The sequence below is a fragment of the Aeromicrobium sp. MLTX1 genome (assembly GCF_046452335.1).
Taxonomy (GTDB): domain Bacteria; phylum Actinomycetota; class Actinomycetes; order Propionibacteriales; family Nocardioidaceae; genus Aeromicrobium.
The window spans coordinates 1,853,236-1,874,733 of record NZ_JBKFDN010000001.1 but is presented as its reverse complement, the minus strand read 5'-3'; the positions used below and the strand labels follow the sequence as shown (position 1 = coordinate 1,874,733).

25 protein-coding genes are annotated in these 21,498 nt (G+C 72.2%); 12 read left to right on the top strand and 13 right to left on the bottom strand.

Features of this window, described 5'->3' with window-relative positions; translation table 11 throughout:
• Positions 1 to 26 precede the first annotated feature (26 nt).
• The 4 genes from rpmA to ACK99Q_RS09080 form a co-directional block, all read right to left on the bottom strand.
• On the bottom strand, positions 27 to 281 hold the full coding sequence (gene rpmA, locus ACK99Q_RS09095; RefSeq protein WP_179423566.1) for a 50S ribosomal protein L27: 255 nt from the start codon (positions 279 to 281) through the stop codon (positions 27 to 29).
• Between the two features lie 12 nt (positions 282 to 293).
• Entirely contained in the window at positions 294 to 599 is a 306-nt protein-coding gene (rplU, locus tag ACK99Q_RS09090; RefSeq protein WP_179427982.1) for a 50S ribosomal protein L21, read from the bottom strand.
• 84 nt (positions 600 to 683) lie between these two features.
• On the bottom strand, positions 684 to 2,969 hold the full coding sequence (locus ACK99Q_RS09085) for an Rne/Rng family ribonuclease (RefSeq protein ID WP_410185807.1): 2,286 nt from the start codon (positions 2,967 to 2,969) through the stop codon (positions 684 to 686).
• A gap of 138 nt (positions 2,970 to 3,107) precedes the next feature.
• Positions 3,108 to 3,884: a TIGR03936 family radical SAM-associated protein gene (locus tag ACK99Q_RS09080; RefSeq protein WP_410185806.1), complete on the bottom strand. Its 777-nt coding sequence runs from the start codon at positions 3,882 to 3,884 to the stop codon at positions 3,108 to 3,110.
• 66 nt (positions 3,885 to 3,950) lie between these two features.
• Between ACK99Q_RS09080 and ACK99Q_RS09075 the strand changes: the two genes are divergently transcribed.
• Positions 3,951 to 4,763 carry a CAP domain-containing protein gene (locus tag ACK99Q_RS09075; RefSeq protein WP_410185805.1) on the top strand — a complete coding sequence of 271 codons (813 nt, stop codon included), beginning with the start codon at positions 3,951 to 3,953 and terminating at the stop codon, positions 4,761 to 4,763.
• Positions 4,764 to 4,812: 49 nt separating this feature from the next.
• The gene (locus ACK99Q_RS09070) at positions 4,813 to 6,018 is read left to right on the top strand and encodes a CynX/NimT family MFS transporter (protein ID WP_410185804.1); all 1,206 of its coding nucleotides are present in this window, start codon (positions 4,813 to 4,815) and stop codon (positions 6,016 to 6,018) included.
• Between the two features lie 137 nt (positions 6,019 to 6,155).
• Here the strand turns inward: ACK99Q_RS09070 and ACK99Q_RS09065 are convergent, their stop codons facing one another.
• From ACK99Q_RS09065 to ACK99Q_RS09055, 3 genes are read right to left on the bottom strand one after another with little or no spacing between them, the layout of a single operon-like run.
• Entirely contained in the window at positions 6,156 to 6,551 is a 396-nt protein-coding gene (locus tag ACK99Q_RS09065) for a hypothetical protein (protein WP_410185803.1), read from the bottom strand.
• Position 6,552: 1 nt separating this feature from the next.
• Positions 6,553 to 8,484, bottom strand: coding sequence for a TIGR03960 family B12-binding radical SAM protein (locus ACK99Q_RS09060; RefSeq protein WP_410185802.1), 1,932 nt, complete (start codon positions 8,482 to 8,484; stop codon positions 6,553 to 6,555).
• A gap of 40 nt (positions 8,485 to 8,524) precedes the next feature.
• Positions 8,525 to 10,282, bottom strand: coding sequence for an Ig-like domain repeat protein (locus ACK99Q_RS09055; protein ID WP_410185801.1), 1,758 nt, complete (start codon positions 10,280 to 10,282; stop codon positions 8,525 to 8,527).
• Between the two features lie 154 nt (positions 10,283 to 10,436).
• On the opposite strand from ACK99Q_RS09055, the gene ACK99Q_RS09050 reads away from it, so the two are divergent.
• The 5 genes from ACK99Q_RS09050 to ACK99Q_RS09030 are packed head-to-tail and all read left to right on the top strand — an operon-like array spanning position 10,437 to position 14,415.
• Positions 10,437 to 11,162, top strand: coding sequence for a response regulator transcription factor (locus tag ACK99Q_RS09050; RefSeq protein WP_179423552.1), 726 nt, complete (start codon positions 10,437 to 10,439; stop codon positions 11,160 to 11,162).
• Positions 11,162 to 12,628 (top strand): ATP-binding protein, encoded by a 1,467-nt coding sequence (locus tag ACK99Q_RS09045; RefSeq protein ID WP_410185800.1) that lies wholly within the window; start codon positions 11,162 to 11,164, stop codon positions 12,626 to 12,628. The genes ACK99Q_RS09050 and ACK99Q_RS09045 overlap by 1 nt, the downstream gene beginning before the upstream one ends.
• Complete coding sequence (locus ACK99Q_RS09040; protein WP_410185799.1) at positions 12,586 to 13,332, top strand: PspA/IM30 family protein; 747 nt, start codon at positions 12,586 to 12,588, stop codon at positions 13,330 to 13,332. The genes ACK99Q_RS09045 and ACK99Q_RS09040 overlap by 43 nt, the downstream gene beginning before the upstream one ends.
• Positions 13,329 to 13,811, top strand: a complete 483-nt coding sequence (locus ACK99Q_RS09035) for a DUF2505 domain-containing protein (RefSeq protein WP_410185798.1) — start codon at positions 13,329 to 13,331, stop codon at positions 13,809 to 13,811. The genes ACK99Q_RS09040 and ACK99Q_RS09035 overlap by 4 nt, the downstream gene beginning before the upstream one ends.
• A 16-nt stretch (positions 13,812 to 13,827) precedes the next feature.
• Positions 13,828 to 14,415: a DJ-1/PfpI family protein gene (locus ACK99Q_RS09030; RefSeq protein ID WP_410185797.1), complete on the top strand. Its 588-nt coding sequence runs from the start codon at positions 13,828 to 13,830 to the stop codon at positions 14,413 to 14,415.
• A gap of 4 nt (positions 14,416 to 14,419) precedes the next feature.
• Here the strand turns inward: ACK99Q_RS09030 and ACK99Q_RS09025 are convergent, their stop codons facing one another.
• The gene (locus tag ACK99Q_RS09025) at positions 14,420 to 14,722 is read right to left on the bottom strand and encodes a hypothetical protein (protein ID WP_410185796.1); all 303 of its coding nucleotides are present in this window, start codon (positions 14,720 to 14,722) and stop codon (positions 14,420 to 14,422) included.
• Positions 14,719 to 16,125, bottom strand: coding sequence for a wax ester/triacylglycerol synthase family O-acyltransferase (locus ACK99Q_RS09020; protein ID WP_410185795.1), 1,407 nt, complete (start codon positions 16,123 to 16,125; stop codon positions 14,719 to 14,721). Before ACK99Q_RS09020 ends, ACK99Q_RS09025 begins: the two co-directional genes overlap by 4 nt.
• A gap of 136 nt (positions 16,126 to 16,261) precedes the next feature.
• On the opposite strand from ACK99Q_RS09020, the gene ACK99Q_RS09015 reads away from it, so the two are divergent.
• A complete protein-coding gene (locus ACK99Q_RS09015; RefSeq protein ID WP_410185794.1) occupies positions 16,262 to 16,990 on the top strand; it encodes a hypothetical protein in 729 nt (242 codons plus the stop codon).
• Positions 16,991 to 17,001: 11 nt separating this feature from the next.
• On the opposite strand, the gene ACK99Q_RS09010 is transcribed toward ACK99Q_RS09015, so the two are convergent.
• Together ACK99Q_RS09010 and ACK99Q_RS09005 are read right to left on the bottom strand one after the other, a co-directional pair.
• Positions 17,002 to 18,117 carry a CpaE family protein gene (locus tag ACK99Q_RS09010; RefSeq protein WP_410185793.1) on the bottom strand — a complete coding sequence of 372 codons (1,116 nt, stop codon included), beginning with the start codon at positions 18,115 to 18,117 and terminating at the stop codon, positions 17,002 to 17,004.
• Positions 18,114 to 18,746, bottom strand: coding sequence for a hypothetical protein (locus ACK99Q_RS09005; RefSeq protein ID WP_410185792.1), 633 nt, complete (start codon positions 18,744 to 18,746; stop codon positions 18,114 to 18,116). The genes ACK99Q_RS09010 and ACK99Q_RS09005 overlap by 4 nt, the downstream gene beginning before the upstream one ends.
• Before the next feature lie 102 nt (positions 18,747 to 18,848).
• Here ACK99Q_RS09005 and ACK99Q_RS09000 point away from each other — a divergent pair, with 102 nt between their 5' ends.
• Positions 18,849 to 19,094, top strand: a complete 246-nt coding sequence (locus ACK99Q_RS09000; RefSeq protein ID WP_410185791.1) for a helix-turn-helix domain-containing protein — start codon at positions 18,849 to 18,851, stop codon at positions 19,092 to 19,094.
• On the opposite strand, the gene ACK99Q_RS08995 is transcribed toward ACK99Q_RS09000, so the two are convergent.
• Together ACK99Q_RS08995 and ACK99Q_RS08990 are read right to left on the bottom strand one after the other, a co-directional pair.
• Positions 19,051 to 19,542 (bottom strand): hypothetical protein, encoded by a 492-nt coding sequence (locus tag ACK99Q_RS08995; RefSeq protein WP_410185790.1) that lies wholly within the window; start codon positions 19,540 to 19,542, stop codon positions 19,051 to 19,053. The two genes, ACK99Q_RS09000 and ACK99Q_RS08995, sit on opposite strands and share 44 nt — an antisense overlap.
• A gap of 58 nt (positions 19,543 to 19,600) precedes the next feature.
• Positions 19,601 to 20,026, bottom strand: coding sequence for an Hsp20/alpha crystallin family protein (locus ACK99Q_RS08990; protein WP_410185789.1), 426 nt, complete (start codon positions 20,024 to 20,026; stop codon positions 19,601 to 19,603).
• 104 nt (positions 20,027 to 20,130) lie between these two features.
• Here ACK99Q_RS08990 and ACK99Q_RS08985 point away from each other — a divergent pair, with 104 nt between their 5' ends.
• The 3 genes from ACK99Q_RS08985 to ACK99Q_RS08975 all read left to right on the top strand — a co-directional run bounded on the left by ACK99Q_RS08985 (position 20,131) and on the right by ACK99Q_RS08975 (position 21,480).
• On the top strand, positions 20,131 to 20,424 hold the full coding sequence (locus ACK99Q_RS08985) for a MerR family transcriptional regulator (RefSeq protein WP_410185788.1): 294 nt from the start codon (positions 20,131 to 20,133) through the stop codon (positions 20,422 to 20,424).
• A 130-nt stretch (positions 20,425 to 20,554) separates the two neighbouring features.
• Positions 20,555 to 21,040, top strand: a complete 486-nt coding sequence (locus tag ACK99Q_RS08980; protein WP_410185787.1) for a LysM peptidoglycan-binding domain-containing protein — start codon at positions 20,555 to 20,557, stop codon at positions 21,038 to 21,040.
• The gene (locus ACK99Q_RS08975) at positions 21,037 to 21,480 is read left to right on the top strand and encodes an Rv3235 family protein (RefSeq protein ID WP_410185786.1); all 444 of its coding nucleotides are present in this window, start codon (positions 21,037 to 21,039) and stop codon (positions 21,478 to 21,480) included. The genes ACK99Q_RS08980 and ACK99Q_RS08975 overlap by 4 nt, the downstream gene beginning before the upstream one ends.
• Positions 21,481 to 21,498: the final 18 nt, after the last annotated feature.

Sequence of the window (21,498 nt, the reverse complement as noted above, 5' to 3'; positions counted from 1 at the left end):
CCGCCCCTCTCAGGAGGATCTGCGTGTCACTGCTCCGGAACGATGTTCACGACGCGACGGCCGCGCTTCGTGCCGAACTCGACCGCGCCGGGGGCGAGGGCGAACAGCGTGTCGTCGCCGCCGCGACCGACGTTGGAGCCGGGGTGGAAGTGGGTGCCACGCTGGCGGACGATGATCTCGCCCGCGTTGACCAGCTGGCCGCCGAAACGCTTGACGCCGAGGCGTTGGGCGTTGGAGTCGCGACCGTTCTTGGTGGAGGCTGCGCCCTTCTTGTGTGCCATGTCGTCAGTCCCTTACTTGCTGATTCCGGTGATCTTGACCTGGGTGTACTTCTGACGGTGACCCTGGCGCTTCTTGTAACCGGTCTTGTTCTTGTACTTCTGGATGATGATCTTGGGGCCCTTGGCGCCGCCGATCACCTCGGCGTCGACCTTGACCTTGGAGGCGTCGGCACCGGCCGTCACCTGGTCACCGTCGACCACCATGACGGCGGCGAGCTGGACGGTGTCGCCCTCGGTCGCCTGGACCTGGTCGATCGAGATGACGTCGCCGACCGCGACCTTGGCCTGGCCGCCGCCATTGCGCACGATTGCGTACACCACGGGATTCCTCACTCTGTACTTACTGAAAAAGACTGGGTCGTGAAAGTCTGAAGGGTGCGCCGAGCGCACCGACTGCCGATTCTACTCGGGCGCCCCATCGTCGGTCAAAACGGGGGCATCGGATGTCTGCGCGGGCTGCTCCTGGGCCTGCGCTTCCGCGGGCTTCGGGGCGTCCTGCTGCGGCTCGTCGGACTTGGGCTGCTCGTCCTTGGCCTGGTCGCCCTTGTCCGAGCGCTGCTGGCGTCCGCCACCGTTGCCGCCGCCGTTGTTGCCACCGCCGTTGTTGTTGCCGCCACCGCGGTTCGAGCGGCCGCCGCGGCGTCCGCGACGCTGGCCCTCGTCCTTCTTCGGCTCGACCGGGGCGTCCTGGATGACGACGCCGCGACCGTTGCACTCCTCGCAGTCGTGGCTGAACGACTCGAGCAGGCCCGTGCCGATGCGCTTGCGGGTCATCTGGACCAGGCCCAGCGAGGTGACCTCGGCGACCTGGTGGCGCGTCCGGTCGCGGCCCAGGCACTCGACGAGCCGGCGCATGACGAGGTCGCGGTTGCTCTCCAGGACCATGTCGATGAAGTCGATGACGATGATGCCGCCGAGGTCGCGCAGGCGCAGCTGGCGCACGATCTCCTCGGCCGCCTCGAGGTTGTTCTTGGTGACGGTCTCCTCGAGGTTGCCGCCCGAGCCGGTGAACCGGCCCGTGTTGACGTCGACCACGACCATGGCCTCGGTGCGGTCGATCACGAGCGAGCCACCCGAGGGCAGGTGCACCTTGCGGTCGAGAGCCTTGTGGATCTGCTCGTCGAGGCGGCGCGCGGCGAAGATGTCCTCGTCGCCCTCCCAGCGCTTGACGCGCTCCTCGAGGTCGGGCGCGACGTGGGCGACGTAGCCCGCGACCATGTCCCAGGCCTCGTCACCCTGGATCGTCAGCGACGCGAAGTCCTCGTTGAACAGGTCGCGAATGACCTTGATCATGAGGTCGGGCTCGGAGTAGAGCAGCTGGGGCGCCTTGCCTGCGGTGACCTTGCTCTCGATGTCCTCCCAGCGTGCGGTCAGCGCGGCGATGTCGCGCTGCAGCTGGTCCTCGGTGGCGCCCTCGGCGGCCGTGCGGACGATGACGCCGGCGCTCTCGGGCAGGGCCTCCTTCAGCAGGCCCTTGAGGCGCGCGCGCTCGTTCTCGGGCAGCTTGCGGCTGATGCCGTTGGAGCCGCCGCCGGGCACGTAGACCAGGAAGCGTCCGGGCAGGCTGATCTGGCTGGTGAGGCGGGCGCCCTTCTGGCCGATCGGGTCCTTCGAGACCTGCACGAGCACGGTCTGGCCGGGCTGGAGCGCGTCCTCGATCTTGCGCTGCTTGCCGTTCTGGATGTTCGACCAGTCGACCTCGCCGGCGTAGATGACCGCGTTGCGGCCCGCGCCGATGTCGACGAACGCGGCCTCCATGCTGGGCAGCACGTTCTGGACCTTGCCGAGGTAGACGTTGCCGATGAGCGAGGTCTGCGACTCGCGGGCGACGTAGTGCTCGACGAGCACGCCGTCCTCGAGCACCGCGATCTGCGTGTAGTCGTCGCGCTGGCGCACGACCATCTCGCGCTCGACGGCCTCGCGGCGGGCGAGGAACTCGGCCTCGCTGACGATGGGCGCGCGGCGGCGGCCGGCCTCGCGGCCCTCGCGGCGGCGCTGCTTCTTGGCCTCGAGCCGGGTGGAGCCGGTGACGCCGGTGATCTCGTCCTCGGCGGTGCGGCCCTCGCGGACCTTGACGACGGTGTTCTCGGGATCGTCGGGCGAGCCCTCGGCGCCCTCGCCCGCACGGGCGCGGCGGCGGCGACGGCGGGTGGAGCCCGAGCCGGACTGCTCGTCGTCGCCGGACTCGGAGGAGTCCTTGTCCTTCGACTCGGCGTCGTCGGAGCCGGACTCGGAGTCGTCGTCGTTGGCGTCCTGGTCGCTCTTGCGCCGGCGGCGGCCTCCGCGGCGGCGCCGGCGGCGGCCGCCCTCGCTGCCGTCGTCGTCCGAGCCGTCCTCGTCGTCGTCGGAGTCCGAGCCGGAGTCGTCGGTCTCGGGGCGCTTGCGCTCGAGCGGCGGGGCCAGCTCGGTGGGCGGAGCCTGGAACATCGCGCCGACCGGCGGGCGGGTGCGGACCACGGGGGCGGGCTCGGTGGCCTCGCCCTCCTCGGCGTCCTCGTCCTCGTCGGTGACGAGGTCGGGCTCGGGCTCCTCCTCGATCGGAGCCGCGAAGACCGCGGCGGGCGGCCCGGCGGGCCGGCCGGCGGCGCGGCGGCGCGTGCGCGTGGTGGTCGTGGTGGTGGCAGGCGCCTCGGGGGCGTCCTCCCCGGGCGTCTCGGGCGTGTCGGCCGCGTCGTTCGGATCGAGCATGTGCTCTCCTTCGCCCGGCAGCGGCGCAGCCACCCACCGGGCTGGTCAACGGTCCCGCGGGACCTCAAGTCTGTCTGTCAGGACTTCGCCACGGCCTGTCACGCGGCCACCTGCCCGACCCGCCGCGGTCGGCACCTGTCAGGGTGCGTCGCGGCCGGTGGCGAGCGGATCGCCGACCGTACCGTGCTGCTCATCCAGCGGCCCTTGGTCCGAGCGGGTCGCCAGGGGCGCCTTCTCGATCGGCAGGCCGCACAGGGTGCGCAGTCCGGTGATCACGTCGTCCGGTCGTACCGACGGGGTGTCATGGCGTACGACCAGGTCCAGTATCGCACACCCGTGTGTGCCTGCTCGGGGATCGACGGCGAGACGCACCACCGCCGCCCGGCAGTCGAACGTGCGCAGGCCTCGCTTCATCATGCGCTCCACCAGGACCTCGTCACGGGCCAGGAAGGCCTCGACGGCGGTGCGCGCGTCCTCCGGCGAGACGTCGGGCAGCTCGATCGACCAGCGGCTGGCCTGCAGGAGATCGGCGAGCGCGCCGCCGGGCGAGACGACCACGTCGACGACGTCGAGGCCGTCGGGCAGCGCCTCGTCGAGGGCCGCGCGGACGTCGGCCGGCTCCATCGGGCGGGTCAGCCCGATCTCGGCGAACTCGGCCTCGCTGGCGGCACCGGTGGGCGACGCCCCGGCGTAGGAGATCTTGGGGTGGGGCGTGTAGCCCGAGGAGTGGCCGATCGGCAGCGCCGCGCGCCGGATCGCGCGCTCGAAGGCGCGGGCGAAGTCGCGGTGGCTGGTGAACCGCATCCGGCCGCGCTTGGCGTAGCGGATGCGCAGCTTCTGCATGATCGGCAGCTGGGGGTTGGGGGCCTCCGGATTGGGGGTGCCCTCGAGGGTCGTGCTGCCGTCGTTGCTCACCGCACCAGCCTACGGCGCCTCGAATCCCGGCCCCGACAGCCGTCGAAAGCGCGTAACATGAGTCACATGCGTCACACCATCGCCGTGCTGCTCACCGCAGGCGCCCTCGTCCTGGGCGCCGCGCCGGCACACGCCGCGACCCCGACGAGGATCGCCGGGTTCACGAAGGCGGGCCAGGCCGCCAAGCCGGGGGCCGCGCTGAAGTACTCGGTGAAGGTCACGGCGAAGGGTCGTGCGTCGAAGGCGCGCGTCGTCACGCTCCAGCGTCACGTGGGCGGCCGCTGGGTGAGTGCCGACCGCGCCCGGACGAACCGCTACGGGCGCGTCGTGCTGCGGTACCGCGCCCCGGCGAAGGCGGGCGCCGCGATCAAGCTGCGCGTCCGCGTGTCGGCCAAGGGCTCGCTCAAGGCCGCGAACAGTCCGGTGAAGCGCGTCGCCGCCACGGCACCGTGGAAGCCGGACGCGCGCTCGCAGGAGATCCTCCGCCTCGTCAACGAGGCCCGCGCCTCCGAGCGCGAGTGCGGCGCGAAGACCCACGAGGCTCAGGCCCCGGTCTCGCTGAACCAGCGGCTGACCGCCGCCGCGCAAGGACACGCCAAGGACATGGCCGTGCACGACTACTTCAGCCACACCGGCCGCGACGGGTCGACCGTCGCGACCCGTGCGGACCGTCAGGGCTACGACTGGCGCGCCGTCGGGGAGAACATCGCCGCCGGGTACGGCTCCCCCGCCGAGGTCATGCAGGGCTGGCTGGGCAGTCCCGGGCACTGCGCCAACCTCATGAGCGACGCCTTCACCCACCTGGGCGTCGGCTACGCCACCGACTCGTCGTCGACCTACGGCACCTACTGGGTGCAGAACTTCGGCGCGCCTCGCTGATCCTGCCCCACCCGTCACGCCGTCCGCGGCGTGTGCGTAGATGGAGCACGTGCCCGACCAGCCCACCACCCCCGCTCCGAGCGTCGGCGGGCGCTGGCTCGTCGGGGCCGCCATCGTCCTGCTCGCGCTGAACCTGCGCGTGGTGGTCGCCAGCCTGGGCGTCGTGCTGCCCGAGGTGCGCCACGACCTCGCGATGGCCCCGACCACGGCCGGAATCCTCACGACCCTGCCCGTCCTGTGCTTCGCGATCATCGGCTTCAGCGCCGGCGGGCTCGTCCGCCGCTTCGGCCTGCACCACGCCGCCGTCGCGCTGCTGGCCGTGCTCGCCGCGGGCCTGGTCGCGCGGACCCTGCTCGACGAGACGCCCCTGTTCCTCGGCACGACCGCGATCGCCCTCGCCGGCGCGGCCGTCGGCAACGTCATCCTTCCCCCACTGGCGAAGGTGCACTTCCCCGACCGCATTCCCCTCATCAGCGCCCTCTACGGCGCCGCGATCATGGGCGGCGCCACGATCGCGTCGATCACGACGGTGCCGCTCAGCGAGGCGCTCGGCGGCTGGCGGCCCGGCCTCGCGGCGTGGGCGCTCCTGGCCGCGGTGACGATCCTGCCGTGGCTCGCGCTGCTGCGGCACGACGTGCACACCGGGCCCGCCACGGCCGACCGGCTGCCCCTGCGCGAGATCACGCGGTCCCCACTGGCCTGGGCCATGGTCGCCTGCTTCGGCGCCCAGTCGGCCGGCGCGTACGCGCAGTTCGGCTGGTACCCCGAGATCCTCACCGACGGCGGGGTCGGCGAGCACCAGGCCGGCATCCTGCTGGGCGTCATCACCGGCGTCGGCATCCCGCTGACGCTCGCCCTGCCGTGGCTCATGGCCCGCACCGGCGACACCCCGGTGCTCCCGGTGTTCTTCGGCGTCGTGAGCGCGGCGGGCTGGCTCGGCGTGCTCATCGCGCCGGCGAGCCTGCCGGTGCTGTGGTCGGTGCTGCTCGGCCTCGGCGGTGGCGCGTTCACGTGGGTGCTGGCCATGATCGGCAAGCGCACCCGGACGCCCGCGGCGACGACCGCGCTGTCGCTGCTGACGCAGGGACTGGGCTACCTGCTGGCCGGACTCGGACCGTTCGGCGTCGGCGCACTCCACGACGCCACCGGCTCGTGGACCGCGCCGCTCGTGGCGCTCATCGTGTCGGCCGGCGCGATCACCGCCGCCGGCATCGTCATCAGCCGTCCTCGGATGCTCGAGGACACGCTGCGCTAGGCGGGACCGACCCCCGCCTCGCACCCGTCCCGGGCCCACTTTTGTGACGCCTTTCGCCCGTCCGAGGCGGATCCGGCCGAATCCCGTCACAAAAGTCGGGGGCCGGGGCGGTCGGAGAGCCAGGGCGAGACGTCGGGCTAGTTCGAGTCGAACCGGCGGTCGAGCACGTCGATCGCGTACGACAGCACCGCGCCCGCGGCGCCGAGCACGAGGCGCGGGTGCTTCACGCCGCGCCGGACGAGACCCTGCTCGAAGGCACGGTCGACAGCGAGGCCCACCGCCGCCCCTCCCCCGGCCAGCACCGCGACGCCGGCGCCGATGGCGGCGGACTGCGGTGCGGCGACCGGCTCGCGGTCGGCGTCGATCAGGTCGGGACGGGTGAGCGCGACGTAGGCGGCGCCACCGGCGACCAGACCCGAGCCCGCCACCAGGGCGACGCGGACGGGACGCGGGGCGCGCCAGATGGGCACGATCGAGGCCAGGCCCGTGAGGGCGGCGAACACCAGCGACTGGCGGGGCGACTGCTCGGCCATGTCAGACCACCGAGAGGGGCAGGAGCTTCTGGCCCGTGGGACCGATCTGGATCTCCAGATCCATCTCGGGGCAGACGCCGCAGTCGAAGCACGGGGTCCAGCGGCAGTCCTCGACCTCGACGGCACCCTCGGGGTCGATCGCGTCCTGCCAGTCCTCCCAGAGCCACTCGCGGTCGAGGCCGGAGTCCATGTGGTCCCACGGGAGGACCTCGTCGTGGTCGCGCTCGCGCGTGGTGAACCAGTCGAGGTCGACGCCCTGCGGCTCGAGGACCTCGGCGGCCTGCTGCGCCCAGCGGTCGTAGCTGAAGTGCTCGCTCCAGCCGTCGAAGCGGCCCCCGTCGCGCCACACGGCCTCGATGACGCCGCCGACGCGACGGTCGCCGCGCGAGAGCAGTCCCTCGACGATGCCGGGCTTGCCGTCGTGGTAGCGGAAGCCGATGGCCTTGCCGTAGCGCTTGTCGGACTGCACCGAGGCGCGCAGCTTGCGCAGCCGCTCGTCGGTGGTCTCGTGGTCGAGCTGCGAGGCCCACTGGAACGGCGTGTGCGGCTTGGGCACGAAGCCGCCGATCGAGACGGTGCACCGGATGTCACGGCGTCCCGAGACCTCGCGGCCGGTGTCGATGACCCGCTTGGCGAGCTCGCCGATCTGGAGGACGTCCTCGTCGGTCTCGGTGGGCAGGCCACACATGAAGTAGAGCTTCACCTGGCGCCAGCCGTGCGAGAACGCCGCGGCGACGGTGCGGATCAGGTCGTCCTCGCTGACCATCTTGTTGATGACCTTGCGCATGCGGTCGCTGCCGCCCTCGGGGGCGAACGTGAGGCCCGAGCGGCGGCCGTTGCGGCTGAACTCGTTGGCCAGCGTGATGTTGAAGGCGTCGACGCGGGTCGACGGCAGCGAGAGCGAGGTGTTGGTGCCCTCGTAGCGGTCGCCGAGCTGCTTGGCGACCTCGCCGATCTCGGAGTGGTCGGCGCTCGACAGGCTCAGCAGGCCGACCTCCTCGAAGCCGGACTGCTTGAGGCCGTTGTCGACCATCTGGCCGATCGTCTGGATCGAGCGCTCCCGCACGGGGCGCGTGATCATGCCGGCCTGGCAGAAGCGGCAGCCGCGCGTGCAGCCGCGGAAGATCTCCACGCTGAAGCGCTCGTGCACGGTCTCGGCCAGCGGCACGAGCGGCTTCTTCGGGTACGGCCAGCTGTCGAGGTCCATCAGCGTGTGCTTCGCGACGCGCGTGGGCACGCCCGGGCGGTTCGGCGCCACCGCGCCGATCTGGCCGTCGGGGCGGTAGGAGACGTCGTAGAACTTCGGCACGTAGACGCCGCCGGACGCGGCCAGGCGTGCGAGCACCTCGTCGCGGCCGCCGGGACGGCCCTCGGCCTTCCACTCGCGGACGACCTCGCTGATCGCCAGGACGACCTCCTCGCCGTCGCCCATGACGGCGGCGTCGACGAAGTCGGCGATCGGCTCGGGGTTGAAGGCGCTGTGGCCGCCGGCCAGGACGATCGGGTGCGAGTCGTCGCGGTCGACCGCGTGCAACGGGATGCCCGCGAGGTCGAGCGCGGTCAGCATGTTCGTGTAGCCCAGCTCGGTGGAGAAGCTCAGACCGAAGAGGTCGAACGCGCCCACCGGCCGGTGCGCGTCGACCGTGAACTGCGGGATGTCGTGCTCGCGCAGCACGGCCTCCATGTCGGGCATGACGGCGTACGTGCGCTCGGCCAGGATGCCCTCGCGCTCGTTGAGCACCTCGTAGAGGATCTGGACGCCCTGGTTGGGCAGGCCGACCTCGTAGGCGTCGGGGTACATCAGCGCCCAGCGGACGTCGGCCTCGTCCCAGTCCTTGACGGTGGAGTTGAGCTCACCGCCGATGTACTGGATCGGCTTGGAGACTCCCGAGAGCAGCGGCTCGAGTCGGGCGTAGACGGAGTCGACAGGCATGACATCAAGGGTACGTGCCCGCGCACGTGCCCCGGGACGCCTACTTCGTGACGGTGAGGGTCCGCACCACGCTGGTGGACGGCTCCAGCAGGTCGGTGCCGCCGAAGGAGGCGCTGACGGCGTGCTTGCCCACCGCCAGCTTCGGCAGCGTCACGACGACCTTGCCCTTCGACGCGGCGGTCAGCGCGACCGTGGCCACCTGCTTGCCGCCGACCTGGACGGCGATCGTGCCCGACGTCTGCGGGACCGTGCGACCGGAGTGGACCGAGATGGTGAGCTTCGCCTGCGCGGTCGACTTGATCGTCGTGGCGGACAGCGAGGTGCCCGTGATCGAGCGCTCCTGGACCAGCAGCGGGATCGTGCCCGTGGCCGAGGCGGTCTGGTAGGTCGAGCCCCGGTACTGCACCGAGATCGCACGGATGCCGGGCGCCAGGACCGGCAGCGCCACCGTCACGGTGCCGCGCGCGGCCGCCGAGAGCGGGGCGGAGGCGACCTTCGCGCCGTCGGCCAGCACCCAGACCTCGCCCGCGGTGGGGGCGACGCCGCGGGCGGTTCCGACGGTGGCGGTGACCTGAGCGGGCTCGTTGGAGCGCACCGCGGCCTTCGCCAGCGACGCGTTGACGGTGGTGGGCTCGACGACCGCGAACGCCTGGGCCTTGGCCTTCGAGCGGCGAACGGTCTTGGAGCCCCAGTAGGTCGCGCGGATCGTGTGGCGGCCGGGCGCGAGGGCGGGCAGGCGGACCGTGACCCGGCCCTTCTTCGCCTTCGTCAGCTTCGGCGAGGCGATCCGCTTGCCGTCGACGTACACCGAGACGGCGTTGGTCGTGGTGCGCCCGTCGGTGGGCGTGACGGTGACGGTGGCCGTGGGGCGCGTGCCGACCGTGAACTGCTTCGCCGGCAGGACGATCGCGGTCTTCGCCGAGACCACCTTCGCCGGCTTCGTCACGACCACCTTGATCGTCGGGCTGGTGGCCTTGCGGACCTGGGCGCTGCCGTCGAACACCGCCGAGATCCACTGCTTGCCGCTCTTCATCTTCGGCAGCGTGACGGCGACCGTGCCGCGGTGGCCGGCCTTGAGGCTCACGGTCTTGACCGTGACCCCACCGCGACGGACCCGGACCGTGCCCTGCGGCACGACGCCCTTCGCGGCCGCGACCTTCACGGTCACCTTCGGCTTGGCCGACGTGGTGACCTTCGCCGGGCCCGAGACGGTGACCTTCGATGTGACCGCCGGCGCCGGCGCGGGCGCCGGGGTCGTGGGCGCGGGGGTCGGGTCAGACTCGGCCGGCGGCGGCGCCACGACGTCCTTGAAGTGGATGAACCGCTCGGGGTACCAGGAGGCACCCGTCAGCACCTTGTACCGGCGGTACGTCTTGGAGGTGTAGCTGTCCTCGGAGAGGATCAGGAAGCCCGCGCCGACCTGCTCGACGTAGGCGACGTGGCTGGCGGCCTTCGACCACTGCGCGATCGCGCCGACGGCCGGCCGGTTGTCCACGACGTAGCCGAGCTTCTTGGCGTTGGTGTGCCAGTCGCGGGCGTTGCCCATGAGGATCTTCGGCTCGGGGACGCCGGCCTTCTTCATCCGCCACGCGGCGTAGTTCGTGCAGTTGTGCCCGGCGTACATCCGCCAGTGCATCTGGTGCATCACGTCGGCGTAGCCGGAGGTGTCGCACTTGGCGACCTCGGACTTGGTCTTGCCGGTGCAGATCACGGTGAACGCCTGCGCCGAGGTCGTGGTGGCGGTGAGCCCTGCCATGACGAAAAGGCACACGAGTCCCACGAGTCCCAACCGGCGCATGGGCGACAGCCTAGACCACCGACACGCCGAAATGAACTTAAAGTTGAACTTTAGGGTTGAGTTGTGTTAATGACACCGCTGTGATTCCAGGGCGCACAGCGGTCTCACAGCGAGGACTCAGCCCATCCCGCGCGGATCGGTCCACACTGGACCCATGAGCGTCGCCCCTGCCCTCACCCGAGTCGACGGCACCCCCGTGCGCGTCCTCGTGGTCGACGACGAGCCCAACATCGCCGAGCTGCTCCAGATGGCGCTGCGCTACGAGGGCTTCGACGTCCGCATCGCCGGCACCGGTCGCAAGGCCGTCGCCGCGGCGCGCGAGTTCGCGCCGGACGCGATGATCCTCGACTGGATGCTGCCGGACTACGACGGGCTCGAGGTCCTGGCGAAGGTGCGCGCCTTCTCCCCCGACGTCCCCGTGATCTTCCTGACCGCCCGCGACTCCGTGGAGGACCGGGTCGCCGGCCTCACCGCGGGCGGCGACGACTACGTCACCAAGCCCTTCAGCCTCGAGGAGGTCGTCGCGCGGCTGCGCGGCCTGCTGCGACGCGCCGGCGGACGCCAGCAGGTCGAGACCCCCACCCTCGTCGTGGGCGACCTCGAGCTCGACGAGGACGGTCGCGAGGTCTCCCGCGGCGGCACGCCGATCGAGCTGACCGCCACCGAGTTCGAACTGCTGCGCTACCTCATGCGCAACGAGCGACGGGTCGTGTCGAAGGCGCAGATCCTCGATCGGGTCTGGGACTACGACTTCGGCGGCAACGACAATATCGTCGAGCTCTACATCTCCTACCTGCGCAAGAAGATCGACGCCGGCCGCGAGCCGATGATCCACACGAAGCGTGGCGCCGGCTACGTCCTGAAGGCGCCGGCGTCCTGATGCGGCCGCAGACCCTGACGGGCCGGCTGATCGCGTCCTCCGTCGCCCTCGTGACGGTCGTCAGCATGCTGGTCGCGCTGACGGCCACGATCATCATGCGCTCGTCGCTCATGGAGCGGCTCGACCGCGACCTGCAGCGAGCGGTCGAGCGGGCCGAACGCGTCGAGGGGCCGGGCGCGGGATCGAACGGACTCGTCACGGACTGCGGCGACCTGCCGACCCTGCCACCAGGACAGAACGCCGGCAGCGTCACGGCCGTCTTCGGCTCGGCCTGCCGCATCGGCGTGCGGATCACCGACCGCGGCCAGCTCAGCCAGCTGACCTCCGGGGCGGTGGACGCGATGAGTGAGGCCGAGGTGGGCTCCGAGCCGCGCACCGTCGAGCTGCCCGGCCTCGGTTCCTACCGCGTCGCCGCCACGACGAACGCCACGGGCGACCGGGTGGCCTTCGGCCTGCCCACCGACGACGTCGACGACACGATCCGCAGCCTCATCGGCTGGGAGGTGCTGCTGTCGCTGCTGGGCATCGGCGCCGCCGCGGTCGTGGCGCGCGAGATCGTCCGGCGCCAGCTGCGGCCGCTGCAGCAGGTCGCCTCGGTGGCTCACGAGGTCGCCGAGACGCCCCTGGCCAGTGGCGACGTCGCCTCCACCCCGCGTGTGCCCGAGGAGCTGACCGACCCCGTGAGCGAGGTGGGTCGCGTGGGCGCCGCCTTCAACCAGATGCTCGGCCACGTCGACGACGCGCTCCACGCGCGGCACGAGAGCGAGCAGCAGGTGCGCCAGTTCCTCGCCGACGCGTCGCACGAGCTGCGCACTCCCCTGACCACGATCCGCGGCTACGCCGAGCTCACCCGCCGCACCGACGCCGACCCGAAGGAGTCCCTCGCCCGCATCGAGTCCGAGGTCGGGCGCGTCACGGCGCTCGTCGAGGACATGCTCCTGCTGGCGCGACTCGACTCCGGTCGCCCGCTCGAGCAGCGCGAAGTGGACTTGACCCACCTCGTCGTCGAGGCCGTGGCCGACGCCCGCGTCGTCGACCCGCGCCGCAAGTGGCGCCTGGAGGTGCCGCCCGAGCCGGTCTCGGTCGAGGGCGACGAGCTGCGGCTGCACCAGGCCGTGACGAACCTGCTGACCAACGCCACGCGTCACACCCCCGAGGGGACCACCGTGACCGTGCGCATCCTCACCGGCCCCACGCGCGTGCAGGTGCACGACGACGGCCCGGGCCTGTCCGACGACCTCGTCCCGGTGGTCTGGGAGCGCTTCACGCGCGGCGACTCGTCGCGCACGCGCAGCGCCGGCGGAGCCGGGCTGGGCATGTCGCTCGTGCGCGCCATCATGCAGGCCCACGGCGGCGACGCCTCGGTGCAGAGCCGTCCCGGCGACACCACCTTCACGCTCACGTTCGCCACTATGCTCGACGCATGGCTCAGAAACAGTCCATCCTCGGACGCATCTCCCAGTTGACGAAGGCGAACATCAACGCGCTGCTCGACAAGGCGGAAGACCCGCAGAAGATGCTGGACCAGATGGTCCGCGACTACACGAACTCGATCGCCGAGGCCGAGCAGGCCGTCGCCCAGACGATCGGCAACCTGCGCCTCGCCGAGGCCGACCACGCCGAGGACGTCGCCGCCGCGAAGGAGTGGGGCGCCAAGGCGATCGCCGCTTCCAACAAGGCCGACCAGCTGCGCTCAGGCGGCCACGCGGGCGAGGCCGACCGCTTCGACCAGCTCGCCAAGCTCGCGCTGGGCAAGCAGATCACCGCCGAGAACGAGGCCAAGGCGGCCGCGCCGATGATCGCGCAGCAGAGCGAGGTCGTCGAGAAGCTCAAGACCGGCCTCGTCGGGATGAAGTCCAAGCTCACCGAGCTCAACTCCAAGCGCGACGAGCTCGTCGCCCGCCACCGCTCGGCGGAGGCGCAGGCGCAGGTCAACGACGCGATCAAGTCGATCGACATCCTGGACCCCACGAGCGAGCTCAGCCGCTACGAGGACCGCGTCCGTCGCGTCGAGGCGCAGGTGCGCGGCCAGCAGGAGCTGGCCTCCTCCAGCCTCGACGCCCAGTTCGCCGAGCTCGAGGCCGACGCCGGACAGCTCGAGATCGAGGCCCGCCTGGCCGAGCTCAAGGGGCTCGGCCAGGGCACCCCCACCCCCGAGGAGAACGCGTGAAGCTCACCGAGCGGTACGAGTACCCCGCCAGCCCCGAGCAGGTCTTCGGGCTGGTCAGCGACCAGGCCTTCCGCGAGCAGTCGTGCGAGCGCCAGGGCGCCCGCGACTACACGGTCACCGTGGAGGAGCAGGACGGCAGGACCGTCGTCACGATCGTGCGCACGATGGAGTCGGACATGCCCGACTTCATCAGGAAGCTCACGGGCGACACGGTCACGGTGACCCAGGTCGAGAAGTGGGGCCCGGCCGACGCCTCGGGCGGCCGCACCGCCGACGTCTCGGTGGACATCCACGGTCAGCCCGCCCGCATGACCGGCACGTCCACGATCGCCGGCACGGCCTCGTCCACCACGATGTCGCTCGACGGCGACGTCAAGGTCTCGATCCCACTCATCGGACGCCGCATCGAGCCCGAGGTCGCCAAGGCGATCTCCGCCTCGCTGCGCGACGAGGTGGAGTTCGGCAAGACCCAGCTGTGACGGCGAGGTCCCGCGCGTGAGGTTCGGCATCCTCGCGTTCGACGACGTCGAGGTGCTCGATGCGTGCGGGCCCTTCGAGGTGTTCTCGGTGGCGGCGCGGCTGCTGGGTCGCGAGCCGGCGCCCACCGAGCTCACCGTCACCCTGGTCTCGGTCCACCCGGGGCGATCCCACGTGGTCGCCCGGGGTGGGCTGGTCCTGGGCACGCACGCCTCGCTCGAGGACGCGCCCGACTTCGACCTGCTGCTCGTGCCCGGCGGCGTCACCGACGCCGTGGAGCGCGACGCCCGGGTCATCGCGTGGATCGCCGCCCGCGCGCGCACGCCCACGATCGCGTCGATCTGCACCGGCGCCTTCCTGCTGGCCGAGGCCGGCATCCTCACCGACCAGCGCGTCACGACGCACTGGGAGGACCAGGCCGCCCTGGCCGAGCGGTTCCCGCGGCTCGACGTCGTCGACGGACCGCGGTGGATCCGGCAGGGGGAGGTCTACACCTCGGCGGGCATCTCCGCGGGCATCGACCTGGCCCTGCACCTCGTCGACCGGATCGAGGACGGCCTCGGCGCCCGCGTGGCGCGGCAGATGGACTACGACTGGCGGGCGTGAGCCCTCAGCGCGCGAGCAGCGCGATGACCTGCGCGAGCTCCTGCGGCGCGTACCAGGCCAGGTCGCCACTGGCGTCGGCGTCGACGTGGAACGACTGCACGTCCCGCAGCACGATCTGGCCGTCCTCGTCGTCGAGCTCGGCGCACACGACGACGGGCCCCTGCTCGGCCGCGGTCAGCAGGGCGTCGTACTCGTCCTCCTCGTCCTGCGACGCCGCGGTGACGCGCTCGGGCGTGATCGGCCGGTCGTCGGCCAGCGCGCGCAGCAGCTCGGCGTCGGCGGCCGCGTAGACGCGGGTCCTGCTCATGTGGGCCTCTTCCGTCCGCGCGGTGCCCGCGCTCGCCTCGGACCGATCGTCTCGGTCAGCTCCTCCAGCGCCTCCAGGATGCACTGGCCCAGCACGTCGGCGTCGGGCACCGACTCGCGGTCGGTGACGATGCCGAAGAACACCCGGCCGTCGTAGGACGTGACGCCCACCGAGATCGCCCGGTGCCCCGTGAGCGGGATCGCCGGGAAGATCTCCTTGAGCTGCTGGCCCGCCATGTAGACCGGGTCCTGCGGGCCGGGCACGTTGGTGATGACCAGGTGGTAGGGGCGGTTGGCCTCGTCGGCCGCCACCCGCGCTCCCACGGTGTGGAAGGTGGAGGTGGCGAAGCCGGGCAGGTTGGCCAGCTTGTTGGCGGCGACGGCCGAGCCGGTCTCACGGTGTCCCTTGAGGGCGTAGGAGACCTGGTGCAGCCGCACGACCGCGTTGGACTCCCCCACCGGCAGCGTGAGCATGAGCCCACGCACGAGAGGGCCGAGCGACGTCGGGAGCCCGCCCTCGGCCTGGCCGTCGCGGGTGACCGACATCGGCACCATGGCGCGGAAGCTGGTCTTGGCGGTGACGGGCTCGGCACGCGTGAGCATCCAGCCGCGCAGGCCACCCGCGATCGCCGCGAGGATGACGTCGTTGACCGTGCCGCCGTGCTCGTCGCGGACGCGCCGGAACTCGCTGAACGGGGCGCTGACCGAGGTGAAGCGCCGGTGCCGCGACAGCGTGGCGGTGAGTGGGCCGTGGGTGGCGGCGTCGGGGCCCAGCACCGGCAGGTGCGAGGCGACGCGCGACCACTGGTACTCGCCGTTCCACAGCAGCTCGGCCGGGTGGCTCAGCTGCGAGCGGACCGACCCGGCCAGCAGCTCGACCGTGCCGGGCGTGGCGCGCGGGGTCCACTCGTCGTGCGGGATCGTGCGGTCGCGCTGGGTCTCCTCGAGGAGGACCTGCGCGAGGTCGACCGTGTGCGAGCCGTCGACGAGCGCCTGGTGCGACTTGAACAGCAGCGCCATCTCGCCGCCCTGGAGTCCCTCGATGAGGTAGAGCTCCCACAGGGGGCGCTCGTGGTCGAGCCGCCGCGCGATGAGCCGGCCGACGAGCTCGTGCAGGGCATCGCGCCCGCCGGGTCGCGGCAGCGCCGAGCGGCGCACGTGCAGCGACAGGTCGAAGTGCTCGTCGTCAGCCCACACGGGCATGCCGATGCCGCCGGGGATCCGGCGCGGCACCTGGCGGTAGCGCGGCACGAGGTCGATGCGGTCGTTGATGACCTGGATCAGGCGGTCGTAGTCGAGGGGTCGGTCTCCCGGCTCGAGGATCGCGAGCGACGCGACCTGGCGGGGCGTCTCGGGATGGTCCTGGTGCAGGAACATCGCGTCGAGAGGGCTCAGTCGTTGCATGCGATCCCCTGCTGTCCTCGCCTCGGTCCGGTCCGCCGGTAGCCCAGAAACTTACCACCCGACCCACCCGTCGAACGGGCAACGAAAAGGCTGCGAGTCGCTGACAGCCGCGCCCTCACCGTGCCATCCTCCCCGGATGGAGACACGGACCCGAGCGTCGGCGCCGGCGATGGCCGCGGCGCGCCGTCTCGCCGCAGCCTCGTGGGTCGGCGCCGCGCTGGGCCTGCTGGTGGGCGGCATCGGCGGCCGTCTGTTCATGGCCCTGCTGGCGGGCCTCAATCCCGAGGACCACGGGACGATCACCGACGACGGCTTCCCCATGGGCGAGTTCACGACCTCGGGGACCTTCCAGCTGCTGATGACCGGCGCGGCCCTGGGCGTGCTGGGCGCCGGCATCTACCTCGCGCTGGGCTGGCTCGCGCTCGGTCCGCCGTGGTTCCGCCGGCTGTCGGTCGCCGTGGGCGGCACGGTGATGGTCGGTGCCGCGCTGGTGCACGACGAGGGCGTCGACTTCACCCGGCTCGATCCGACGTGGGCCGCGATCGCGCTGACCCTGGCCGTGCCGCTGGTCTTCTGCCTGCTCATGCCGCCGGCCGTGGACTGGGCCGTGCGCGACGGGTCCGCGCTGCTGCGCGGCGGCTGGCCATGGCTCGGACTGGTGCCGTGGGTCTTCCCGCTCTTCCCGGTGACGATCCTCTTCGCCCTCGGCTGGCTGCTGTGGCACTCGGTGGGACGTCGGATGCCCGAGGCCGGAGCCTGGCTCCTCCGCGGCCTGCTCGTGGTGCTGTTCGCCCTCGGTGCCTTCGTGCTGGGCTCGGAGATCGTGGGGGTGTACGACGCGATCGGCGAGGGCAGCCTGATCTGACGCCCGTCCCGTCACCGCGCCGCCACCAGCTCGGACGCGAGCCGCTCGACGCGCGACACGTAGCCCGAGGTCGGCGCGACCTCACGGAGCGGACGCCCGGTCATGAGAGCGAGGTCGTGGCCCGCCCCGTCGTGCGGAAGGAACGCCCACGGCGTGACGCCGGTGAGCTCTCGCACCGTCTGGGCGACCTCGCGCTCGGTCCAGCCCAGCGAGGCACGGAACCCGTTCAGGATGAGACGCGGCGGGCGCCGCCACGGACCCGCATCGTCGAGGGCGCGGACGAGCCGCGCGAGACCCACCGGATCGACTCGGCCGACCGCCATCACCTCGTCGGCGAGGTCGAGCACGCGTCGGGTGACCTGGTCGCGCGACGGCCCCTGCCCCATCGCCGGCTCGACCCCGAAGCCGCAGTCGACGACGACCAGCTCGTGGTCGCGGCGCAGGTCGCGCAGCACGGCCTCGAGGGCATCGGGCCGCAGGTGATGCCACATGTCCGAGCGGGGCAGGCCGGTGAGCAGGTCCCAGTGCGGGGCGAGTCGCAGCAGGTGTGACCCCGCCGCGCCGGACCGCCCGCGGTTGACGTCGCGGCAGGCGGCCATGATCCCGCTGACCTCGTCGAGGACCCCGAGCAGCTGGCCGAGCGAGCCGCCGTACACGTCGGCGTCCACGAGGGCGGTGGAGCGACCCGCTGCCGCGGCCGCCGCAGCGAGCGACACCGCGAGGCTGCTGCGGCCCGGTGCCCCAGTCGCACCCCACACCGCGACGAGCTGACCGGGCTCGCTCTCGGGCTCCGGCTCGGGGACCGGCAACGACGCCGCCTCCGCCAGCGCGCCGAGCCGCGCCGACTGGTCGATGCCCAGGGGCGAGCCGTCGCCCTCGACGGCGGCCGGGCGCACGCCCAGCTGGAGCAGCCGCTGCACCACTCCCACGTCGAGGCCGGGGCTGTCGACGGCCAGGAGCGCCAGGTCGAGACGGTGGGTGCCGGCCGTGGCGAGCAGGTCGGCGACGTCGACGCAGCGGCGCACGAGCGTGAGCCGCGGGTCGGACTCGATCTCGGCGAGCGCCGCCGCCTCCCAGTGCGCCCCGCACGCCGCGACCGCCACGCGCAGGGACTCGGTCGCGCTCACGGGACCCGCACGACCGTGAGGTGACCGGCGCCCAGCGCGGCGACCACGTCGCCGCCGGGGCCGCCGCGCCCCGTGTCCACGACGAGGGTCCGCGAGCCGGTGCCGTCGACGCCCGACAGCGAGACCACCGGGACGTCGACGAGGACGCGCCGGGTGGATCGGCTCGGGTCACCGCTCTCGCCGGGCCCGGCCCACACGTCGACCCGGTCGCCCGCGGCGAGGTCCGGCGGCGCGGTGCCCGCGGGGACCGCCATCGCGAGCTCGCGGCCGCGGTCGACCGACGCGGCGACCGCGTCCCGTGTGACGAGCGTGCCGGGACCGGCGTCGCGCGCCCAGACGCCGCGCGGCACGCCGTCGCGGGCAGGAACCAGCGAGTCGGCCGCCGCCGCCTCGACCCGCCCGGCCACGGGCGTGAGCTGCGAGGACTCGACCGGATCGCCGGCCCTCACCTCGGCGCGAACGAGCCAGTAGTCGGTGGAGTCGCGCGCGGCGGCGACGAGCCAGCCGCCGGCGACGGCGGAGGTCAGGACGAGGACGGCACCGAGCACGAGTCGCGGCTGGCGCCATCTGGAGATCGAGGTGCGCCGGGCGAGCGCGCGCCGGGACGTGTCACCCCCCGTGACATGCATGGGCCAGTCATACGGGGTCGCGACCCGAGGCTGCCACCGGTCGTCCACAGTCCGGGCGTGACCTGCGCCTCGTCGTCGGCGCTGCGTGTGAGAATGGGCGCCATGGCCCCCGAGCACGATCTCCTCACCGCGACCGACGTCGCCGACACCCTCAAGGTCGACGTGCGGGTCGTGTGGGGACTGCTGAAGTCGGGCGAGCTGCGCGGCTTCCAGGTGGGCGGCCGCAAGATGTGGCGCATCGAGGCCAGTGCCCTCGAGGACTACATCGCCCGGCAGTACGAGCGCACCGCGCGCGAGACCTCGGTCAACGCGGCACGAGAGCCGCGATCCACGCCCACGGCGGACTGACCCTCCGTCCGGCCGCGGCCACCTGCACGAAGTCCGAGCCGACCTCCACGATCGGCCCTTCCACGATCCGGCCGTCACGGCGGACCACCCGCACCTCCACGCCCGCGTCGCGCACCGCCCGGGCGACCTGACGCCTCGTCCGCGACATCGACGGCGCTGCGGCGGCCCGACCGTCGTGCCCGATCACCGCCGCGATCGCCTCGGGCAGCACGACGATGCGGGACGTCTCGTCCTGCACGAGGACCACGTCGCCCACACCGGTCACCCGGCCGCCGATCTCACCCAGGCCCACGACGTCGAGCCGGACGTCGGCGCCGCCGAGCAGGTCGGTCCACGCCAGGGCGGACCACTGCTCGTCGCGCAGGTCCTCGGCAAGGGCGTCGCGCTCGTCGGCGTGCTCGTCGATCGCCGCGCCCTCGAGGTCGGCGAAGAGTCGGTCCCAACGCATGAGGACACCGTAGGGCCTCGTGCGGAGGCCCCACGGTGTCCTCGGGGAAGGGGGTGGGTCAGGCCTCGATCGCGGTGCTCTCGCTGGCGCCGCCACCGATCTGGATCTTGCGCGGCTTCGCCCGCTCCGCGACCGGGATGCTCAGACGCAGCACGCCAGCGTCGTAGGCCGCCTCGATCCGCTCGAGATCGAGGTTGTCGCCCAGGACGAGCTGGCGGCTGAACGCTCCGCGGGGACGCTCGGAGGCGAGCATCTCCCAGTCGCCGTTGCGCGCGACGCGCTCGGCGCGGACCGTCAGCACGTTGCGCTCGACGTCGAGGTCGATGCTGTCCTTCGTGACACCCGGGAGGTCGAACTCGACCACGAAGGTGTCGCCCTCGCGCCAGGCGTCCATCGGCATGATCGCCGGTCGGTTCGTCGTCCCGAACAGCTGCTGGGTCAGCCGGTCGAAGTCACGGAAGGGGTCGGTGGTGCGGATCATCATCGTCGTCTCCTCCTTGCTGGGTGGTGAGGTTCATCCGTTAAAACCTATATTCGCCATTTCATATTCCTTGTCAAGTAGAGTTCAGTTCCACACGGAGGTGGAGCATGCGCGACGACGACGACACCGGGCTCTACGCCATCTCGGTCGCAGCCGAGATGGTCTCGATGCAGGTCCAGAACCTGCGCGTCTACGAGCGACGCGGCCTGCTCGAGCCCACCCGGACGCCCGGCGGCACCCGCCGCTACAGCCGCACCGACCTGCGGCGCCTCGTGCGCATCCGCGACCTGCTGGCCGAGGGCCTCAACCTCGCCGGCATCGAGCGCGTGCTCGACCTCGAGGAGCAGCTGACCCGGCTGCAGCGCGAGAACCGGCGACTGCGCTCGCGGCCGTCGTCCTGACCTGATCTCCACAAGCCGTCCTCGCACCCGTTGACGGCCGCGCCGACATGCGCTTCGCTGGTCGCCATCACACGCCATCTGTCGTCAAATGACTACATCGGACGTCATGGCTCGTCGATCGGGGGATCGGATGCAGGACCTGACGTCCATGGGGCCGGAGACGGCGCTGCGGACCGTGCTCACCGCCGTCCTGCTGGTGTGGGCCGCGTGGTGGTGCGTCGGCCTGGTCGTGGCACTCGTCGACCGCAGGCTTGCGGCGCGTCTCGCCCCTCCCCTGCTGCGGGCCCTGCTGGCCACCGGCGCCGTCGTGGCCGTGCAGGCGCCCAGCCATGCCGCCGTGGGTGGCGTCGACGCGCTCCGCGGACTGTCCCTGCCCGAGCGCCCGTTGACAGCCGCCCCGGCGCCGGCGCCGACACACGAACCCGTCGCGGACGCCCACGTGGTCGCCCCGGGCGAGAGCCTCTGGTCGATCGTGCGCGAGCACTCCCCCGACGCAGGCGAGGCCGACGTGGGTGATCAGGTCCGCGCTTGGTACCGCACGAACCGCGCCGTCCTCGGCCCCGATCCCGACCTGATCCATCCCGGACAACGCCTCGACCCGCCAGGAGCACGATGATCACCGCCACCGCCCTCGCCACCGACCCGTTCGCGCCGCGCCAGGTGCCGCTGCCGTTCACCGCCTCGGCCCCGCTCCTGCCGGTGCCGGTCGAGCGCGGCGACGCCAGCGAGCTGCGCCACCGGTGCGCCCGCTTCACGCAGGCGCTGGCCGAGGTGATCACCGGCATCCGGCCCGTGCGCCAGCTCGGGCCGTGGCTCAGCCGCGACGTCTACGAGCAGCTGCACCAGTACGTGGCCGACCGGTTCGTCTCCGGCGGCCCGCGCCACAGTCCGCGGGTCGTGTCGGTGCACATCGCCATGGTCGAGGACGGTGCCGCCGAGATCGCGGCCCGGATGGTGCATCGAGGCCGCTCGCACGCCCTCGCCGTCCGCCTGCAGCGCGGTCGCGACCCTCAGGGGCGCGCGACCTGGCGCTGCACGGCGGCAGAGTGGGCCTAGCGAGCAGAGTGGGCGTGA

Coding starts and splice junctions, on each gene's coding strand:
- ACK99Q_RS09060 (WP_410185802.1), bottom strand. CDS start 8,484: ATGCCTGTCGACTCCGTCTACGCCCGACTCGAGCCGCTGCTCTCGGGA.
- ACK99Q_RS08975 (WP_410185786.1), top strand. CDS start 21,037: ATGATCACCGCCACCGCCCTCGCCACCGACCCGTTCGCGCCGCGCCAG.
- ACK99Q_RS09020 (WP_410185795.1), bottom strand. CDS start 16,125: ATGCAACGACTGAGCCCTCTCGACGCGATGTTCCTGCACCAGGACCAT.
- ACK99Q_RS09065 (WP_410185803.1), bottom strand. CDS start 6,551: ATGGCCGAGCAGTCGCCCCGCCAGTCGCTGGTGTTCGCCGCCCTCACG.
- ACK99Q_RS08985 (WP_410185788.1), top strand. CDS start 20,131: ATGCGCGACGACGACGACACCGGGCTCTACGCCATCTCGGTCGCAGCC.
- ACK99Q_RS09055 (WP_410185801.1), bottom strand. CDS start 10,282: ATGCGCCGGTTGGGACTCGTGGGACTCGTGTGCCTTTTCGTCATGGCA.
- ACK99Q_RS09040 (WP_410185799.1), top strand. CDS start 12,586: ATGGCTCAGAAACAGTCCATCCTCGGACGCATCTCCCAGTTGACGAAG.
- ACK99Q_RS09015 (WP_410185794.1), top strand. CDS start 16,262: ATGGAGACACGGACCCGAGCGTCGGCGCCGGCGATGGCCGCGGCGCGC.
- ACK99Q_RS09075 (WP_410185805.1), top strand. CDS start 3,951: ATGCGTCACACCATCGCCGTGCTGCTCACCGCAGGCGCCCTCGTCCTG.
- rpmA (WP_179423566.1), bottom strand. CDS start 281: ATGGCACACAAGAAGGGCGCAGCCTCCACCAAGAACGGTCGCGACTCC.
- ACK99Q_RS09050 (WP_179423552.1), top strand. CDS start 10,437: ATGAGCGTCGCCCCTGCCCTCACCCGAGTCGACGGCACCCCCGTGCGC.
- ACK99Q_RS08995 (WP_410185790.1), bottom strand. CDS start 19,542: ATGCGTTGGGACCGACTCTTCGCCGACCTCGAGGGCGCGGCGATCGAC.
- ACK99Q_RS08990 (WP_410185789.1), bottom strand. CDS start 20,026: ATGATGATCCGCACCACCGACCCCTTCCGTGACTTCGACCGGCTGACC.
- ACK99Q_RS09085 (WP_410185807.1), bottom strand. CDS start 2,969: ATGCTCGATCCGAACGACGCGGCCGACACGCCCGAGACGCCCGGGGAG.
- ACK99Q_RS09005 (WP_410185792.1), bottom strand. CDS start 18,746: ATGCATGTCACGGGGGGTGACACGTCCCGGCGCGCGCTCGCCCGGCGC.
- ACK99Q_RS08980 (WP_410185787.1), top strand. CDS start 20,555: ATGCAGGACCTGACGTCCATGGGGCCGGAGACGGCGCTGCGGACCGTG.
- ACK99Q_RS09000 (WP_410185791.1), top strand. CDS start 18,849: ATGGCCCCCGAGCACGATCTCCTCACCGCGACCGACGTCGCCGACACC.
- ACK99Q_RS09025 (WP_410185796.1), bottom strand. CDS start 14,722: ATGAGCAGGACCCGCGTCTACGCGGCCGCCGACGCCGAGCTGCTGCGC.
- ACK99Q_RS09045 (WP_410185800.1), top strand. CDS start 11,162: ATGCGGCCGCAGACCCTGACGGGCCGGCTGATCGCGTCCTCCGTCGCC.